Source organism: Rhodanobacter thiooxydans (assembly GCF_021545845.1).
Taxonomy (GTDB): Bacteria; Pseudomonadota; Gammaproteobacteria; order Xanthomonadales; family Rhodanobacteraceae; genus Rhodanobacter.
Genome location: NZ_CP088923.1, coordinates 3,917,028 through 3,933,074, shown reverse-complemented (window position 1 = coordinate 3,933,074; position 16,047 = coordinate 3,917,028). Strand labels below are relative to the sequence as shown.

Here is a 16,047-nt window from a genome sequence, read left to right as displayed (position 1 = left end):
CGCGGGGGCGGTATGGTGTTGAACATCGCGAACGAACGGCTGCGCAACCTGCGCGTCGACTGGCGTGACCTGCTGCCGCTGGCCGGCGGTACCGCGCTGCTGCTGCTGGGGCTGTTCTGCGCCTGGCAAACCTGGCTGATTGCCGGCGAGGGCAATGCGGTGCGCCGCGTGCACCAGGCCCAGGACGAGGCGGTGCAGGCGTTGACGGCGGAGATCGCCAGCCAACGTGGCGCGGTCGAAAAAGTGCTGGCCGGCGTGGACCCGGCGACCTTGCTGAGCGACCCGGCGCAATCCGCCGCGGCGCTGCGCCAGCAGTTGCCGCAGGCGAAGAAGCTGGAGCTGTACAGCGGCGACCTCACCGAGGTGCTCAAGGCCAATTATCGCGAGTTCGGCTACGCCAAGGCGGCGCAGCTGATGGCCGCGCAGAGCGCGAACGGCGTGCCGCCGGTGCAAAGCGTCTCCTACGGCAACGGCGACCGCCGGCTCAGCCTGGTGATTCCGCTGGGCCCGCCGCAGCAGGCCCAGGCCTGGGCCTGGGTCGAGCTGCCGTTTGCGCCGCTGCGCCAGCGCTTCGACGCGATTTCGCCGGCCGGTGGCCGGCTCGACCTGCGCCAGGGTGACGACCGCGGTTACGTGCAACTGCTCTCGCATGGCACCAGTTCGGCCGAGGCCGAGGAAGCCGGCAAGCCGGTCGCAGGCAGCGCGTTCAGCGTCGGCGCCGGCCTGCCCGGCGCGTTCATCGTGCTGCCGCGCTGGTGGCTGCTGAGCGGACTGCTGGCGGTGTTCGGCCTCGGCGGCGGCATCTATCTGCTGCGCCTGCGCCAGCGCTGGAAAGCGCAGCCGGTGGTCGCGGAAGCCGACGTGCCGCTACCGGCGCGGCGGAGTGCACCGGCCCGGGCCAAGCCATCGGAACCGTCGGAGCCGCCGGTTACGGCGGTGGTCGGCGTGGATTTGAGCATCTTCCGCGCCTACGACGTGCGCGGCGTGGTCGGCAAGACGCTGAACGCGGACGTGGCGCATGCGCTCGGCCAGTCGATCGGCACACTGATGGCCGAGAAGGGCCTGCGCGAGATCGTGGTCGGGCGCGACGGCCGCCTGTCCGGGCCGGAGCTGGCCGCCGCGCTGGCCAACGGCCTGCGCGAAGCCGGCGTGGACGTGATCGATATCGGCGCGGTGCCGACGCCGGTGGTGTACTACGCCACCTACCGCTTCAACACCGGCTGTGGCGTGGCGGTCACTGGCAGCCACAATCCGCCGGACTACAACGGCTTCAAGATCGTGGTCGGCGGCCAGACGCTGGCCGAAGGGGCGATCCAGGACCTGTACCAGCGCATCGCCGATGGCGCGCTGGCCAGCGGCGGCGGCGGTGGTCTGCGCCAGGTCGACGTGGCCCCGGACTACATCGAGAAGATCGTTTCCGACGTGCTCGCCGAGCGCCGCCTGAAGGTGGTGGTGGATTGCGGCAACGGCATTCCCGGCGCGATCGCGCCGCAGGTGCTGGAAGGCGTCGGCTGCGAGGTGGTGCCGCTGTACTGCGACGTCGATGGCAACTTCCCGAACCATCACCCGGACCCGTCCGACCCGCACAACCTGCAGGACCTGATCCTCGCCGTGAAGAGCAGCGGCGCCGATCTCGGCCTGGCCTTCGACGGCGACGGCGACCGCCTCGGCGTGGTCACCCGCTCCGGCGAGATCGTCTACCCGGACCGCCTGCTGATGCTGTTCGCGCGCGACGTGCTGTCGCGCCAGCCCGGCGCCACGGTGATCTACGACGTGAAATGCACCAGCCACCTGAAGGGGCAGATCCTCGACGCCGGCGGCAGCCCGCTGATGTGGCGCACCGGGCACTCGCTGATCAAGGCGAAGATGCGCGAGACCGGCGCCGAGTTGGCCGGCGAGATGAGCGGGCACTTCTTCTTCAAGGAGCGCTGGTACGGCTTCGACGACGGCATCTACGCCGCTGCGCGGCTGCTGGAGATCCTCGCCGGCGACCTGCAGGGGCGCAGCGCCGAGCAGATCTTCGCCACGCTGCCGAAGAGCGTCTCCACGCCCGAGCTGAAGGTCGAGCTGGCCGAGGGCGAGCACTACCGCTTCATGGATCGGCTGCGCCAGCAGGCGAACTTCGAGGACGCCAGCCTGATCACCATCGACGGTGTGCGCGCGGACTGGCCGGACGGCTGGGGCCTGGTGCGCGCGTCGAACACCACCCCGGTGCTGGTGTTGCGCTTCGAGGCGGACGACGCGGCGGCGCTGAAGCGGATCCAGCAGGTGTTCCGCCAGCAGCTGCTGGCCGTCGACCCGGGTTTGAATCTGCCGTTCTAGCGGCCGGCGGCGCGTCGGCTGCCACGTCAGGCGCTTGCAACCGCACTCCGGGCGAGGGTCGACGCCATCGGCGCCGGGCTACTCCGCCGACTGTTTCTGCGCGGCCGTCCTGACTTCGCGGTAGTGCGCCAGCTGCCCGACCTGCTGCTGCTCGGTATTGCTGCGCAGGGTCTGCTGGCGGCGCAGCGTGTCGCGCAGCGTGGCCACCACGTTGCGCTGTTGCGCGATGCTGTCGGCCAGGGGCTTGGGTACCGGGCTCTTGGCGTTCTCGAGGTCGGCGGCGCGGCCGAGCAGGTCGGTCAACGCCTTCTCCTGGCTGCGCAGGTTGATCTGCGAGGTGTGGATCTGCTGGTCGATGGTATCCAGCACCTGCTGCAGCGAAATCCGGTAGGAGTCTTCGTCCGGGTAGGCCAGCAGCATCTGCGCATCGGCGTTCGCGCGTTCCTGCGCGGCGCGCTGCTGGGCCGCCTGTTCGGTGGCGAGCTCGGCGGCGGCGGTGCGTTCGGCGGCGGTCAACTGGCGTGGCACGCGTTGCACCACCAGGCCGCGGTCGTTGACCAATTCGTAGCCGTACTTCATGGCTTCGGCGGTCAGGCTGTCGCTGAAGTGCATCAGACCCTCCCCGTCGTGCCACTTGTAGCGAACGTTGCCGGTGTTCTGGGCCTGCGTCGACAGGCTCGCAGCCAGCACGGCAACGGCGATGACGAGCAATGATTTGCGCATGGATACCCCTCTTCGTTGCCCAGTATAGCCAGCGCGGTCACGCTGCCTAGCTCCGTGGGCGCGGCAGCCGCTGCGAGTGTGACCGGGTTCGCTTGAGGACACGCTGGACTCAGCGGCGGACTCCGTAGCGCTCGCGATAGGCCAGCAGGCGGGCGTGCTCGGCGGCCAGCCGCGGCTGCTCGCCGGCATAGGCCAGCACGTCGTCGAGGCTGGTGATCGCGATCACCGGAATGCCATGGTCGGCGGCCACCTCCTGCGCGGCCGAGCGCTCGCCCTGTCCGCGCTCCTGCCGGTCCAGCGCGATCAGCACGCCGGCCGGCGTGGCGCCCTGGGCGCGGATCAATGCCAGCGACTCGCGCACCGCGGTGCCGGCGGTCATCACGTCGTCGACGATCAGCACCCGGCCCTCGAGCGGCGCGCCGACCAGCACGCCGCCCTCGCCGTGGTCCTTCGCCTCCTTGCGGTTGTACGCCCACGGCAGGTCGCGGCCATGGCCGTCGGCCAGCGCGATGGCGGTGGCGGCGGCCAGTGCGATGCCCTTGTAGGCAGGCCCGAACAACATGTCCACGGCGACACCGGAGTTCACCAGGGCGGCGGCGTAGGCGCGGCCGAGCTGGGCCAGCGCGGCGCCCGAGTCGATCCGCCCCATGTTGAAGAAGTACGGGCTGTGGCGGCCGGATTTCAGAGTGAACTCGCCGAAGCGCAACACGTCGCGGCGCAGGGTGAGTTCGATGAAGTCGCGCTGGTAGGCGTGCACGGAGGGTCTCGCAAACGGTGGAAGTCGGGGCCGCGGCGGCGCTGTGCTACGGCAAGGCCGCCATGGTACAGCCCTGCCCGGGCCGACCGGCGCGCACGGACCGCAGGGCGGGCCGGCATGGTTGCTATGATGGCCCGCCGCCCGAGGAGTCCGCATGCGCATCATCACCCTCAACGCCAACGGCATCCGCTCGGCCGCCACCAAGGGCGTGTTCGACTGGCTGCGCCGACAGCAGGCGGACGTGGTCTGCCTGCAGGAAACCAAGGCGCAGGAAGGCCAGCTGGTCGACGCGATGTTCCGCCCCGACGGCCACCACTGCCTGTACCGCGACGCCAGCAGCAAGAAGGGCTACAGCGGCGTGGCGATCTACACCCGGCGTGAACCCGACCAGGTGCTCACCGAACTGGGCTGGGATGCGTTCGACAACGAGGGGCGCTACATCGAGGCGCGCTTCGGCAAGCTCAGCGTGGTCTCGCTGTACTTCCCGTCCGGCTCCTCCGGCGACGAGCGCCAGCAGTTCAAGTTCAAGGCGATGGAGTGGATCACGCCGATCTTCGATGCATGGTTGAACAGCGGCCGCGACTATGTGATCTGCGGTGACTGGAACATCGTGCACACCAGGAACGACATCAAGAACTGGTCGTCCAACCAGAAGAACTCCGGCTGCCTGCCGCAGGAGCGTGCGTGGCTGGACCTGCTGTTCAATCAGCGCGGCTGGGTCGACAGCTTCCGCGCGATCAAGCCCGATGCGGTCGAGTACACCTGGTGGTCGAACCGCGGCCGCGCGCGCGAGAACAACGTGGGGTGGCGGATCGACTACCAGGTCGTCTCACCGAGCTTACGCGAGCGCCTGAAGGCGTGCTCGATCTACCGCGACGAACGCTTCTCCGACCACGCGCCGTACACCGTCGACTATGCCGATTGAGCCCGCGGCGGCGCGACCGGCAAAGCCGTCGGTATGGCGGGCGTTCGCCCAGCCGGCGGCATGGACGATGGCGCTGTTCGGCTTCTCCTCCGGCCTGCCGTTCCTGCTGGTGGCCGGCACGCTGGCGTACTGGCTGAAGGAAAACGGCATCAAGCTGGCGGACATCACCATGATTGCCAGCGCCGGCATGACCTATGCGTTCAAGTTCGTGTGGGCGCCGCTGCTCGACCACGGGCGCCTCCCCGGCTTCGCCCGCCTCGGCCAGCGCCGCGGCTGGCTGTTGTTCGCGCAGCTGGGCGTGGTGTTCGGGCTGCTGGCGATGGCCGCGTTGACCCCGCGGCAGCTGACCCCGTTCGTGGCGGCCACCCTGCTGGTGGCGTTCTTCGGTGCCACCCAGGACATCGCGGTGGACGCCTACCGCATCGAGATCGCGCCGATCGAGGCGCAGGGCGCGCTGGTTGCCACCTACTCGCTCGGTTACCGCATCGGCCTGCTGCTGGCCGGTGCGGTGGCGTTGATCCTGGCCGACCACCTGTCGTGGCGGCTGGTCTACGTGCTGATGGCGCTGGCGATGGCGGTGCCGGTGGCGACCACGCTGATCGCGCGCGAACCGGACGTGTTGCGGGTACGCGCCACGCGCTGGCGCGACGCGATGCGCGAGAGCGTGATCGATCCGTTCGCCGATTTCTTCCGTCGTTACGGTTGGCCGCTGGCCGGGGTGACCTTGCTGTTCCTGCTGCTGTTCAAGATGCCCGAGCAGGCCACCATCGGCGGCATCATGAGCCCGTTCTACCGCGACATGGGTTTCTCCAAGACCCAGATCGGCACCATCACCAAGATCTACGGCATCTGGATCGGCATTGTCGGCGTGTTCATCGGCGGCGCCATGGTGGCGCGCTGGGGCGCATGGCGGCCGCTCGGCATCACCATCGTGCTGTGTGGCTGCAGCAACCTGCTGTACCTGCTGCTGATCGCCCACCCCGGCGACCTGCTGGTGCTGACCCTGGTGATCTCCGGCGAAAACCTCACCCTGGGCATGCTGGGGCCGCCGACCGTGGCGTTCCTGTCCTCGCTGGTCAATCGCCAGCACACCGCGACGCAGTACGCGTTGCTGAGCTCGCTGGTCAACCTGCCTGGCAAGCTGCTCGGTTTTTTTGCCGGCGGCATCGCCACCGCCACCGGCTACGGCGGCTACTTCGTCATCACGGTGCTGGCGGTGCTGCCGTCGATGTTGCTGTTCGCCGGCCTGTGGCGCTACTTCCGCGGCGAGGAGCGTGCGCGGGCGGCGGCAGGCGCCGCCTAGACTGTCGCGCGGCGGTGTGGTTGCGTTCACAACGTGATTGCCAAGTCGGCCACGGAATCGCCATCGCGACGCGTGGCGTGGCGGCGGTTGTGCAAGCATCGCTGGCACAGGGGCATGTGCAACATGGAGTGACGCTTATGCCGGACATGATCCTGCAGCACGTCGACAGCCTGCTCGTCGAACGCATCCGGTCGCTGGCCCGGGATCGCCAGTGCACGGTCAACGACGTCATGTTGCATGCGCTGCGCAGCGGCCTGGGCATGTCGGCTGCGCAGCGCTGCAGCGAGAACCTGCGTGACCCCGCTGCGCTGACCGTCCTCGATGGCGATTGGGGCGCGGCCGAACAGGGTGTGTTCCAGGAGGCGCTGCATGCGCTGGCGCAGACCCGGCCGACCCAGCTGGCCCCGGAAAACATCGGCTATGCCGGTGGTGCGACCGGCGCGGAATAGACTGCGCCCAGTATCCGCGGACCGCGTGCGCCGGTGACCGCCGGCAGGTTGCCGGGCAGGCCGAGCAGGCGTTGCCGCGCCAGCCAGGCGAAGGCGGTGGCTTCGAGGAAGTCCGGATCGACGCCGTAGCGCGAGGTGTCCAGCAGCACGCGAGGCGCCAGCAGTTCACCCAGCCGCCGCATCAGCGCACCGTTGTGTACGCCGCCGCCGCAGGCCAGCACTTCTTCCGCTTGCGGCGCGTGCTGCGCGATCGCCGCGGCCACGCTGCGCGCAGTGAGTTCCAGCAGGGTCGCCTGCACGTCGGCGGGGTCCAGCGCGGCGAGCGGTGCATGCGCGGCCAGCCAGTCGAGGTGGAAGTACTCGCGGCCGGTGCTCTTCGGCGGTGGCAGCGTGAAGTAGGGATCGGCCAGCAGGGTATCGAGCAGGCCGGTGTCGACGCGGCCACGGGCGGCGTACGCGCCGTCACGATCGAACGGCTCGCCGTGCTGGCGCAGGTGCCAGGCATCGAGCAGGCCGTTGGCCGGGCCGGTGTCGAAGCCGAACACGCGGCCGTCGGCACCGAGCACGGTGATGTTGGCGATGCCGCCGAGGTTCAGCACCACCCGCACATGTCCCGGTCGTGCCAGCAGCATTGCGTGCAGCGCAGGCAGCAACGGTGCGCCCTGCCCGCCAGCGGCGACGTCGGCGCGGCGAAAATCCGCCACCACGTCGATGCCGCAGCGCTCGGCGATCACGCTCGGGTCGCCGAGCTGCAGGGTAAACGGGTAGGCACCGCTGGGGCGATGGCGCAGCGTCTGGCCGTGCGAGCCGATGGCGCGGACGGCCGAGGTGGGCGTGCCGCTGCGCTCGAGCAGCTGCAGCGCGGCGTCGGCGAAGCAGCGGCCGATCTGGACGTCCAGCCGTCCAAAAGCATCGAGGTCGAGTGCGCTCTCTCCCTGGGCCAGCGCAAGCATTCGCCTGCGCAGATCCGCCGGCCACGGATGCGAGTGGCTGGCCTGCAGCTGCGGCAGGCCACGGTTGAAGCTGGTCAGCACGGCGTCGATGCCGTCGGCGCTGGTGCCGGAGATCAGTCCGATGTACAGCGCCGAGGCGTCGTCCACGCGCGACGGGCGTTCAGTTGTCGTGGTTGGCGCGGACGTTGGCGCGCGCCAGCGTGATGCGAGCGTCCAGTTCGGTCAGCCGCGCCAACTGGGGCTTCACCACGTCGGCCTTGAAGCGCGCCATCTGCACGGCCGGCAGCGGCTCGGGCTTCGGCAGCGTCACCGTCTGCGGGTTGCGCTGTACGCCGTTGACGCGGAACTCGTAGTGCAGGTGCGGGCCGGTGGCTAGGCCGGTCATGCCGACGTAGCCGATCACTTCACCCTGGCGCACCCGCTCACCCACCCGCTGACCCTTCACGAAACGCGACATGTGGCCGTAGGCGGTGCTGATGCTGTTGTTGTGCTGGATCACCACGAAGTTGCCGTAACCGCGCTCCCAGCCGTGATACTTGATCACGCCGTCGCCCGCCGCGTGGATCGGGGTGCCGCTGGGGGCGGCATAGTCCACGCCCTTGTGTGCGCGCATGCGACCGAGGATCGGGTGCATGCGCGTCGCGGTGAACTGCGAGGAGATGCGGGTGAAATCGACCGGGATGCGCAGGAACGACTTCTGGATCGGCCGGCCATCCTCGCTGTACCAGCCGTAGCTGCCGTCGGCCTTCTTGAAGCGGTAGGCGGTGTAGCGCTTGTCCTGGTTGACGAACTCGGCGGCAATGATGTTGCCCTGGCCGTAGCGCACGCCATCGCGGTAGATGTCGTCGTAGATCACGGTGAAGCTGTCGCCGACGCGCAGGTCTTGCACGAAGTCGATGTCGTACTTGAACAGGTCGGCGAGTTTGCCCACCATCGCCGCGTCCATGCCGGCCTGGTCGCCGGCGGCGTACAGGCTGCTGCGGATCACGCCGTGCGCCACCTGTTCGCGCAGGTCCATGTCGCGTTGCTGGATGGCGACGCTGGGCCGCGTGCCGTCGAGGCGGATGGTGGCGCGGCTGGCCTGGTCCTGGTCGAAGCGGAAGCCCTTGAGGCTGCCGTCACTGCCGAGCAGGAAGTCGAACTCCTGGCCCGGACGGATGTTGTGCAGAGCGTTTTTTGCGCTGCCGGCAGTATCCATCACCTTCTGCAGGTCGGCCATGCCGAGGCCGCGTGCGGTGAAGATGTCCGACAGCGTTTGTCCCGGTTGCACCCGTACCACCTGCCAGTCGTCCACGGTCGCGGCGGTAAGGTTGGCCGGCGTGATCTTCGGCAGTGCCAGCGGCAACAGCGAATGCACTTCGGGCGTGGGCGCGGGGCGCATCGCGCTGGCCCAGGCGGGCATGATGAAACCGGACAGCAGGGTAATCAGCAGCGCCGTGCCGGCGAGCACCAGGCGTTCGCGACGCCAGCGGATCGGCTCGATTTCGCCCGAGCGATTGAACGACCAGTGGGCGCAGCGCGCATAGAAATGGGAGTGCCGGCGTTGCGCCTTGCGACAGATGGCCTGCTTGCGGGCTTGCCGCGCCCCCTGCTTTTCTTCTGCCATGCTGTTACGCCCACGCTACAGGGAAACAAAACTGCGGGTACCATAACGGCCATGTGCAAAGGGCGTCAACGCCTTTCGCATCAAGGATTTGCAACGCTTTCGTCGTTAACACACAATTAACGTTGACGGCACGGTCACATTGCGGGCCATTGCCTGTTTCATCCAACCATCGAGAAACCTTGCATGAGCGAGCTTGAGCAGGCGCTGGCCACGATTGCGCGTGGCGCCGACGAAATCATCAAGCGGGAAGACCTGGCCGAGCGCCTGAAGCAGGGTCGCCCGCTGCGGATCAAGGCCGGCTTTGACCCGACCGCGCCGGATCTGCATCTGGGCCACACCGTGCTGCTGAACAAGATGCGCCAGTTCCAGGACCTGGGCCATCAGGTGGTCTTCCTGATCGGCGACTTCACCGGCATGATCGGCGACCCTACCGGCAAGAACGTCACGCGCAGGCCGCTCAGCCGCGAAGACGTGCTGGTCAACGCCGAGACCTACGCCGAGCAGGTCTACAAGGTGCTCGACCGCGAGCGGACCGAGCTGCGCTTCAACTCCGAATGGTTCGGCAAGATGAGCGCGGCGGACATGATCAGGCTCGCTGCCCAGCACACCGTGGCGCGGATGCTCGAGCGCGACGACTTCACCAAGCGCTATGCGGCACAACAGCCGATCGCGATCCACGAGTTCCTGTATCCGCTGGTGCAGGGCTACGACTCGGTGGCACTGAAGGCGGACGTGGAGCTGGGCGGCACCGACCAGAAGTTCAACCTGCTGATGGGCCGCGTGCTGCAGGAACACCACGGCCAGCCGCCGCAGATCGTGCTGACCATGCCGTTGCTGGAAGGGCTGGATGGCGTCAACAAGATGTCCAAGTCGCTGGGCAACTACATCGGCATCAACGAGCCGGCGATCGACATCGTCACCAAGACCATGAAGATCGGCGACGAGCTGATGTGGCGCTGGTTCGAGCTGCTCAGCTTCGACGTGTCGCTGGACGAGTTGGCACGCATGAAGCAGGACGTCGCCAGCGGCGCCCTCAACCCGCGCGACGCCAAGCTGCGTCTTGCGCGCGAACTGACCACGCGCTTCCATGGCGCGGCCGCTGCTGAACAGGCGATCGCCGGCTGGCATGCGGTGGTGCGCGGCGAGGGTGATACCTCGCTGCTGCCGCAGGCCGACGTCGTGGTGCCGGCCGAGGGCCTGCGCCTGGCGGCCCTGCTCACCGCGGCCGGGCTCACCGCCAGCAACTCCGAGGCGAACCGCAAGTTGAAGGAGCGTGCCGTGCGCATCGACGCCGAAGTAGCGGAAGACGCGCTGCGCGTCTTCCATGCCGGCTTCGAGGGTGTGCTGCAGGTAGGTAGGCGCAACTTCGCCCGCGTGAGACTGGTGCGCGCCTGATCTGCTGCGTTCCGGTCAGCGCGAAGGCACGTAGCGGACGTGCCCGAAAAGAAAAATTTCCGGCTGCGGCAGTTGCTTGCGCAGGTTCCCTGAAATTTTTCTCAAGAAACGCTTGCCAAATGGAGCAGAGACCGTATTATTCGCGGCCCGCAGTCGCCCAACGTCGCAAGGCGGACTGCAGGGCCTCGAGAAACTTCCTCGATGGTGTTGACGGTCGCAAAAAGCGATGTAGAATGGGCGGCTCACCCGGAACGAAAGGTTCCGGGGCGATCACCGAAGTGGTGGTTGGCGAGAAGATCTTTGACAGTGTGCGCAGGTGAATTGTGTGGACGTCTTGTGCTGATGGGTTGCGACCTGTCCAAGCAATGCAAGCGTCCCACCAAAGAAAGTCAGTAATGAGTTTTTTCGGTTGGGAAGAACGCTTCAGAAAGATAGATGGCATTAAGCCATCGATAACTTAAGTGAAGAGTTTGATCCTGGCTCAGATTGAACGCTGGCGGCATGCCTAACACATGCAAGTCGAACGGCAGCACAGGTAGCAATACCGGGTGGCGAGTGGCGGACGGGTGAGTAAAGCATCGGGATCTACCCTGACGTGGGGGATAACCTCGGGAAACCGGGACTAATACCGCATACGTCCTACGGGAGAAAGCGGGGGACCTTCGGGCCTCGCGCGGCAGGACGAACCGATGTGCGATTAGCTAGTTGGCGGGGTAACGGCCCACCAAGGCGACGATCGCTAGCTGGTCTGAGAGGATGATCAGCCACACTGGGACTGAGACACGGCCCAGACTCCTACGGGAGGCAGCAGTGGGGAATATTGGACAATGGGCGCAAGCCTGATCCAGCAATGCCGCGTGTGTGAAGAAGGCCTTCGGGTTGTAAAGCACTTTTATCAGGAGCGAAATACCACGGGTTAATACCCTATGGGGCTGACGGTACCTGAGGAATAAGCACCGGCTAACTTCGTGCCAGCAGCCGCGGTAATACGAAGGGTGCAAGCGTTAATCGGAATTACTGGGCGTAAAGGGTGCGTAGGCGGTTGTTTAAGTCTGTCGTGAAATCCCCGGGCTCAACCTGGGAATGGCGATGGATACTGGGCAGCTAGAGTGTGTCAGAGGATGGTGGAATTCCCGGTGTAGCGGTGAAATGCGTAGAGATCGGGAGGAACATCAGTGGCGAAGGCGGCCATCTGGGACAACACTGACGCTGAAGCACGAAAGCGTGGGGAGCAAACAGGATTAGATACCCTGGTAGTCCACGCCCTAAACGATGCGAACTGGATGTTGGTCTCAACTCGGAGATCAGTGTCGAAGCTAACGCGTTAAGTTCGCCGCCTGGGGAGTACGGTCGCAAGACTGAAACTCAAAGGAATTGACGGGGGCCCGCACAAGCGGTGGAGTATGTGGTTTAATTCGATGCAACGCGAAGAACCTTACCTGGCCTTGACATGTCCGGAATCCTGCAGAGATGCGGGAGTGCCTTCGGGAATCGGAACACAGGTGCTGCATGGCTGTCGTCAGCTCGTGTCGTGAGATGTTGGGTTAAGTCCCGCAACGAGCGCAACCCTTGTCCTTAGTTGCCAGCACGTAAAGGTGGGAACTCTAAGGAGACTGCCGGTGACAAACCGGAGGAAGGTGGGGATGACGTCAAGTCCTCATGGCCCTTACGGCCAGGGCTACACACGTACTACAATGGTCGGTACAGAGGGTTGCGATACCGCGAGGTGGAGCCAATCCCAGAAAGCCGATCCCAGTCCGGATTGGAGTCTGCAACTCGACTCCATGAAGTCGGAATCGCTAGTAATCGCGGATCAGCTATGCCGCGGTGAATACGTTCCCGGGCCTTGTACACACCGCCCGTCACACCATGGGAGTGGGTTGCTCCAGAAGGCGTTAGTCTAACCGCAAGGGGGACGACGCCCACGGAGTGGTCCATGACTGGGGTGAAGTCGTAACAAGGTAGCCGTATCGGAAGGTGCGGCTGGATCACCTCCTTTCAAGAAACGACGGCGTGATTCTTCACGCAAGACGTCCACACAAGACACCTGTACTTTACGCAAAGTCCCTTTTGCGAAGAGCGAACATCAAGACCGGCCATGCATGGCCGGACTCTTCAACAAAGCCGCTCCGAACCCAAGTTCGAAACAGGCTGGTGCAGGCTCTGGGGCTCAATCTCTGGGTCTGTAGCTCAGGTGGTTAGAGCGCACCCCTGATAAGGGTGAGGCCGGTGGTTCGAGTCCACCCAGACCCACCATTACCTCACGCGGAGTCATCCGCGAAGGGCAGATCAAGGCCGCCCTTCCGTGGGCGGACTCCTCAAGGGGCCATAGCTCAGCTGGGAGAGCACCTGCTTTGCAAGCAGGGGGTCGTCGGTTCGATCCCGACTGGCTCCACCATCAAGCGCTGCGTGAAGTATCAGCACACCAAAGATTTTGAAATCATCCGGCATCGAGGCCGGCGTGATGTTCTTTGAAAACAAGTAAACGAGTGACAAGCGTCTTGGTTCGAACCGAACCGAGGCAAGTGTTAAGGCACGAAAACGAAGTAACTTGGCTGCACCTGAGGAGGGTGCATGCCCCGAGGCGACTTGGGGTTATATGGTCAAGCGACTAAGCGTATACGGTGGATGCCTTGGCAGTCAGAGGCGATGAAGGACGTGGCAGCCTGCGAAAAGTGTCGGGGAGCTGGCAACAAGCTTTGATCCGGCAATGTCCGAATGGGGAAACCCACCGCGCAAGCGGTACCGTGCACTGAATTCATAGGTGTACGGGGCGAACCCGGGGAACTGAAATATCTAAGTACCCGGAGGAAAAGAAATCAACCGAGATTCCCTCAGTAGCGACGAGCGAACGGGGACTAGCCCAAAAGCGCACGGTGTTTTAGTTGAACAGCCTGGAAAGGCTGGCCATAGACGGTGATAGCCCGGTAAGCGAAAGGGCACCGTGCGTGAAATTGAGTAAGGCGGGGCACGTGAAACCTTGTCTGAACATGGGGGGACCATCCTCCAAGGCTAAATACTCCTGACTGACCGATAGCGAACTAGTACCGTGAGGGAAAGGCGAAAAGAACCCCGGAGAGGGGAGTGAAATAGACCCTGAAACCGTATACGTACAAGCAGTGGAAGCCCGCAAGGGTAACTGCGTACCTTTTGTATAATGGGTCAGCGACTTACTGTCAGTGGCAAGCTTAACCGTATAGGGGAGGCGAAGAGAAATCGAGTCTGAATAGGGCGCATAGTCTCTGGCAGTAGACCCGAAACCGAGTGATCTATCCTTGGCCAGGTTGAAGGTGCGGTAACACGCACTGGAGGACCGAACCCACATCTGTTGCAATAGATGGGGATGAGCTGAGGATAGGAGTGAAAGGCTAAACAAACTCGGAGATAGCTGGTTCTCCTCGAAAGCTATTTAGGTAGCGCCTCGGACGAATCTTCCTGGGGGTAGAGCACTGTTATGGCTAGGGGGTCATCGCGACTTACCAAACCATGGCAAACTCCGAATACCAGGACAGACTATCCGGGAGACACACGGCGGGTGCTAACGTCCGTCGTGAAAAGGGAAACAACCCAGACCCGCAGCTAAGGTCCCAAAGTCATAGCTAAGTGGAAAACGATGTGGAAAGGCATAGACAGCCAGGAAGTTGGCTTAGAAGCAGCCATCCTTTAAAGAAAGCGTAATAGCTCACTGGTCGAGTCGGTCTGCGCGGAAGATTTAACGGGGCTAAGCTATGCACCGAAGCTCGGGGTGTGCACGCAAGTGCACGCGGTAGAGGAGCGTTCCGTAAGCCTGTGAAGGTGGATTGTAAAGTCTGCTGGAGGTATCGGAAGTGCGAATGCTGACATGAGTAACGATAATGGGGGTGAAAAGCCCCCACGCCGAAAGCCCAAGGTTTCCTCGCGCAACGTTCATCGGCGCAGGGTGAGTCGGCCCCTAAGGCGAGGCAGAAATGCGTAGTCGATGGGAAGCTGGTTAATATTCCAGCACTTTTCTACAGTGCGATGTGGGGACGGAGAAAGTTAGGTCTACCGGGCGTTGGTTGTCCCGGGGAAAGGCGGTAGGCATGGATCTTTGGCAAATCCGGGATCCTTTATGCCGAGCACCGAGACGAGTCCTATTGGACGAAGTGACCGATACTACGCTTCCAGGAAAAGCCACTAAGCTTCAGCTGTAGAAAAACCGTACCGTAAACCGACACTGGTAGGCAGGGTGAGAATCCCAAGGCGCTTGAGAGAACTCGGGTGAAGGAACTAGGCAAAATGGCACCGTAACTTCGGGAGAAGGTGCGCCCTTCGACGTGGTCACGTGCGTGACTGAGCGTTGAAGGGTCGCAGTAACCTGGCCGCTGCGACTGTTTATCAAAAACACAGCACTCTGCAAACACGAAAGTGGACGTATAGGGTGTGACGCCTGCCCGGTGCTGGAAGGTTAATTGATGGGGTCAGCCGCAAGGCGAAGCTCTTGATCGAAGCCCCAGTAAACGGCGGCCGTAACTATAACGGTCCTAAGGTAGCGAAATTCCTTGTCGGGTAAGTTCCGACCTGCACGAATGGCGTAACGACAGCGGCGCTGTCTCCACCCGAGACTCAGTGAAATTGAATTCGCTGTGAAGATGCAGCGTTCCCGCGGCAAGACGGAAAGACCCCGTGAACCTTTACTATAGCTTTACACTGAACGTTGAGTTCTTCTGTGTAGGATAGGTGGGAGGCTTTGAAGTGCAGACGCCAGTTTGCATGGAGCCATCCTTGAAATACCACCCTGAAGTGCTTGACGTTCTAACCTCGGCCCGTAATCCGGGTCAGGGACCGTGTATGGTGGGTAGTTTGACTGGGGCGGTCTCCTCCCAAAGAGTAACGGAGGAGCACGAAGGTACGCTCAGCGCGGTCGGACATCGCGTACTGTGTGCAAAGGCATAAGCGTGCTTGACTGCGAGATCGACGGATCAAGCAGGTACGAAAGTAGGTCTTAGTGATCCGGTGGTTCTGTATGGAAGGGCCATCGCTCAACGGATAAAAGGTACTCCGGGGATAACAGGCTGATACCGCCCAAGAGTTCATATCGACGGCGGTGTTTGGCACCTCGATGTCGGCTCATCACATCCTGGGGCTGTAGCCGGTCCCAAGGGTATGGCTGTTCGCCATTTAAAGTGGTACGCGAGCTGGGTTCAGAACGTCGTGAGACAGTTCGGTCCCTATCTGTCGTGGGCGTTGGAGATTTGAGGGGGGCTGCTCCTAGTACGAGAGGACCGGAGTGGACGTTCCGCTGGTGTTCGGGTTGTCTCGCCAGAGGCATTGCCCGGTAGCTATGAACGGAAGTGATAACCGCTGAAAGCATCTAAGCGGGAAGCACGCCCCAAGATGAGATCTCCCGAGAGCTTGACTCTCCTCAAGGCACCATCAAGACCAGGTGGTTGATAGGTCAGATGTGGAAGCGCAGCAATGCGTTCAGCTAACTGATACTAATGAGCCGTGCGGCTTGACCATATAACCCCAAGTAGCTTCGTGGGTCTTGGCAAAGCCTGATTCGCATTCACCTCGACGCTTGTCACTCGTTTACGATTTATCTCACGTGAGATCCCTCTCACGAAAGAAGAGTCAACACCCCGCCATCCATGGC

The 16,047-nt window shown here is 63.7% G+C and carries 9 protein-coding genes, 2 tRNA genes and 2 rRNA genes; 9 read left to right on the top strand and 4 right to left on the bottom strand.

The genetic code is table 11. The annotated features are described in order from the left end of the window. Window positions 1–12 precede the first annotated feature (12 nt). The gene (locus tag LRK53_RS17895; RefSeq protein ID WP_027491181.1) at window positions 13–2,322 is read left to right on the top strand and encodes a phosphomannomutase/phosphoglucomutase; all 2,310 of its coding nucleotides are present in this window, start codon (window positions 13–15) and stop codon (window positions 2,320–2,322) included. 78 nt (window positions 2,323–2,400) lie between these two features. Here the strand turns inward: LRK53_RS17895 and LRK53_RS17890 are convergent, their stop codons facing one another. Further along, complete coding sequence (locus tag LRK53_RS17890) at window positions 2,401–3,045, bottom strand: hypothetical protein (RefSeq protein ID WP_027491182.1); 645 nt, start codon at window positions 3,043–3,045, stop codon at window positions 2,401–2,403. A 109-nt stretch (window positions 3,046–3,154) separates the two neighbouring features. Further along, window positions 3,155–3,802, bottom strand: coding sequence for an orotate phosphoribosyltransferase (gene pyrE / locus LRK53_RS17885; RefSeq protein WP_027491183.1), 648 nt, complete (start codon window positions 3,800–3,802; stop codon window positions 3,155–3,157). Between the two features lie 154 nt (window positions 3,803–3,956). Here pyrE and LRK53_RS17880 point away from each other — a divergent pair, with 154 nt between their 5' ends. From LRK53_RS17880 to LRK53_RS17870, 3 genes are all read left to right on the top strand, one after another. Further along, window positions 3,957–4,727 carry an exodeoxyribonuclease III gene (locus LRK53_RS17880; RefSeq protein WP_027491184.1) on the top strand — a complete coding sequence of 257 codons (771 nt, stop codon included), beginning with the start codon at window positions 3,957–3,959 and terminating at the stop codon, window positions 4,725–4,727. Continuing rightward, window positions 4,717–6,030, top strand: coding sequence for an AmpG family muropeptide MFS transporter (locus LRK53_RS17875; RefSeq protein WP_425504526.1), 1,314 nt, complete (start codon window positions 4,717–4,719; stop codon window positions 6,028–6,030). Before LRK53_RS17880 ends, LRK53_RS17875 begins: the two co-directional genes overlap by 11 nt. 137 nt (window positions 6,031–6,167) lie before the next feature. Then, the gene (locus tag LRK53_RS17870; RefSeq protein WP_027491186.1) at window positions 6,168–6,479 is read left to right on the top strand and encodes a hypothetical protein; all 312 of its coding nucleotides are present in this window, start codon (window positions 6,168–6,170) and stop codon (window positions 6,477–6,479) included. Here the strand turns inward: LRK53_RS17870 and LRK53_RS17865 are convergent. Continuing rightward, complete coding sequence (locus LRK53_RS17865) at window positions 6,449–7,579, bottom strand: anhydro-N-acetylmuramic acid kinase (protein WP_027491187.1); 1,131 nt, start codon at window positions 7,577–7,579, stop codon at window positions 6,449–6,451. The two genes, LRK53_RS17870 and LRK53_RS17865, sit on opposite strands and share 31 nt — an antisense overlap. Before the next feature lie 13 nt (window positions 7,580–7,592). Beyond that, entirely contained in the window at window positions 7,593–9,038 is a 1,446-nt protein-coding gene (locus tag LRK53_RS17860) for an OapA family protein (protein ID WP_027491188.1), read from the bottom strand. A gap of 183 nt (window positions 9,039–9,221) precedes the next feature. Between LRK53_RS17860 and tyrS the strand changes: the two genes are divergently transcribed. From tyrS to LRK53_RS17835, 5 genes are all read left to right on the top strand, one after another. Further along, window positions 9,222–10,433: a tyrosine--tRNA ligase gene (tyrS, locus tag LRK53_RS17855; RefSeq protein ID WP_027491189.1), complete on the top strand. Its 1,212-nt coding sequence runs from the start codon at window positions 9,222–9,224 to the stop codon at window positions 10,431–10,433. A 458-nt stretch (window positions 10,434–10,891) separates the two neighbouring features. Next, window positions 10,892–12,432: ribosomal RNA gene (locus LRK53_RS17850) — 16S ribosomal RNA — on the top strand. Between the two features lie 180 nt (window positions 12,433–12,612). Beyond that, window positions 12,613–12,689: transfer RNA gene (locus tag LRK53_RS17845), tRNA-Ile, on the top strand. A 66-nt stretch (window positions 12,690–12,755) separates the two neighbouring features. Beyond that, window positions 12,756–12,831, top strand: a tRNA-Ala gene (locus tag LRK53_RS17840). Between the two features lie 203 nt (window positions 12,832–13,034). Beyond that, window positions 13,035–15,914, top strand: a 23S ribosomal RNA gene (locus LRK53_RS17835). The 16S and 23S rRNA genes sit together here with 2 tRNA genes alongside, the layout of an rRNA operon. Window positions 15,915–16,047 lie beyond the last annotated feature (133 nt).

Coding starts and splice junctions, on each gene's coding strand:
- LRK53_RS17890 (WP_027491182.1), bottom strand. CDS start 3,045: ATGCGCAAATCATTGCTCGTCATCGCCGTTGCCGTGCTGGCTGCGAGC.
- LRK53_RS17860 (WP_027491188.1), bottom strand. CDS start 9,038: ATGGCAGAAGAAAAGCAGGGGGCGCGGCAAGCCCGCAAGCAGGCCATC.
- LRK53_RS17875 (WP_425504526.1), top strand. CDS start 4,717: ATGCCGATTGAGCCCGCGGCGGCGCGACCGGCAAAGCCGTCGGTATGG.
- tyrS (WP_027491189.1), top strand. CDS start 9,222: ATGAGCGAGCTTGAGCAGGCGCTGGCCACGATTGCGCGTGGCGCCGAC.
- LRK53_RS17870 (WP_027491186.1), top strand. CDS start 6,168: ATGCCGGACATGATCCTGCAGCACGTCGACAGCCTGCTCGTCGAACGC.
- LRK53_RS17880 (WP_027491184.1), top strand. CDS start 3,957: ATGCGCATCATCACCCTCAACGCCAACGGCATCCGCTCGGCCGCCACC.
- LRK53_RS17895 (WP_027491181.1), top strand. CDS start 13: ATGGTGTTGAACATCGCGAACGAACGGCTGCGCAACCTGCGCGTCGAC.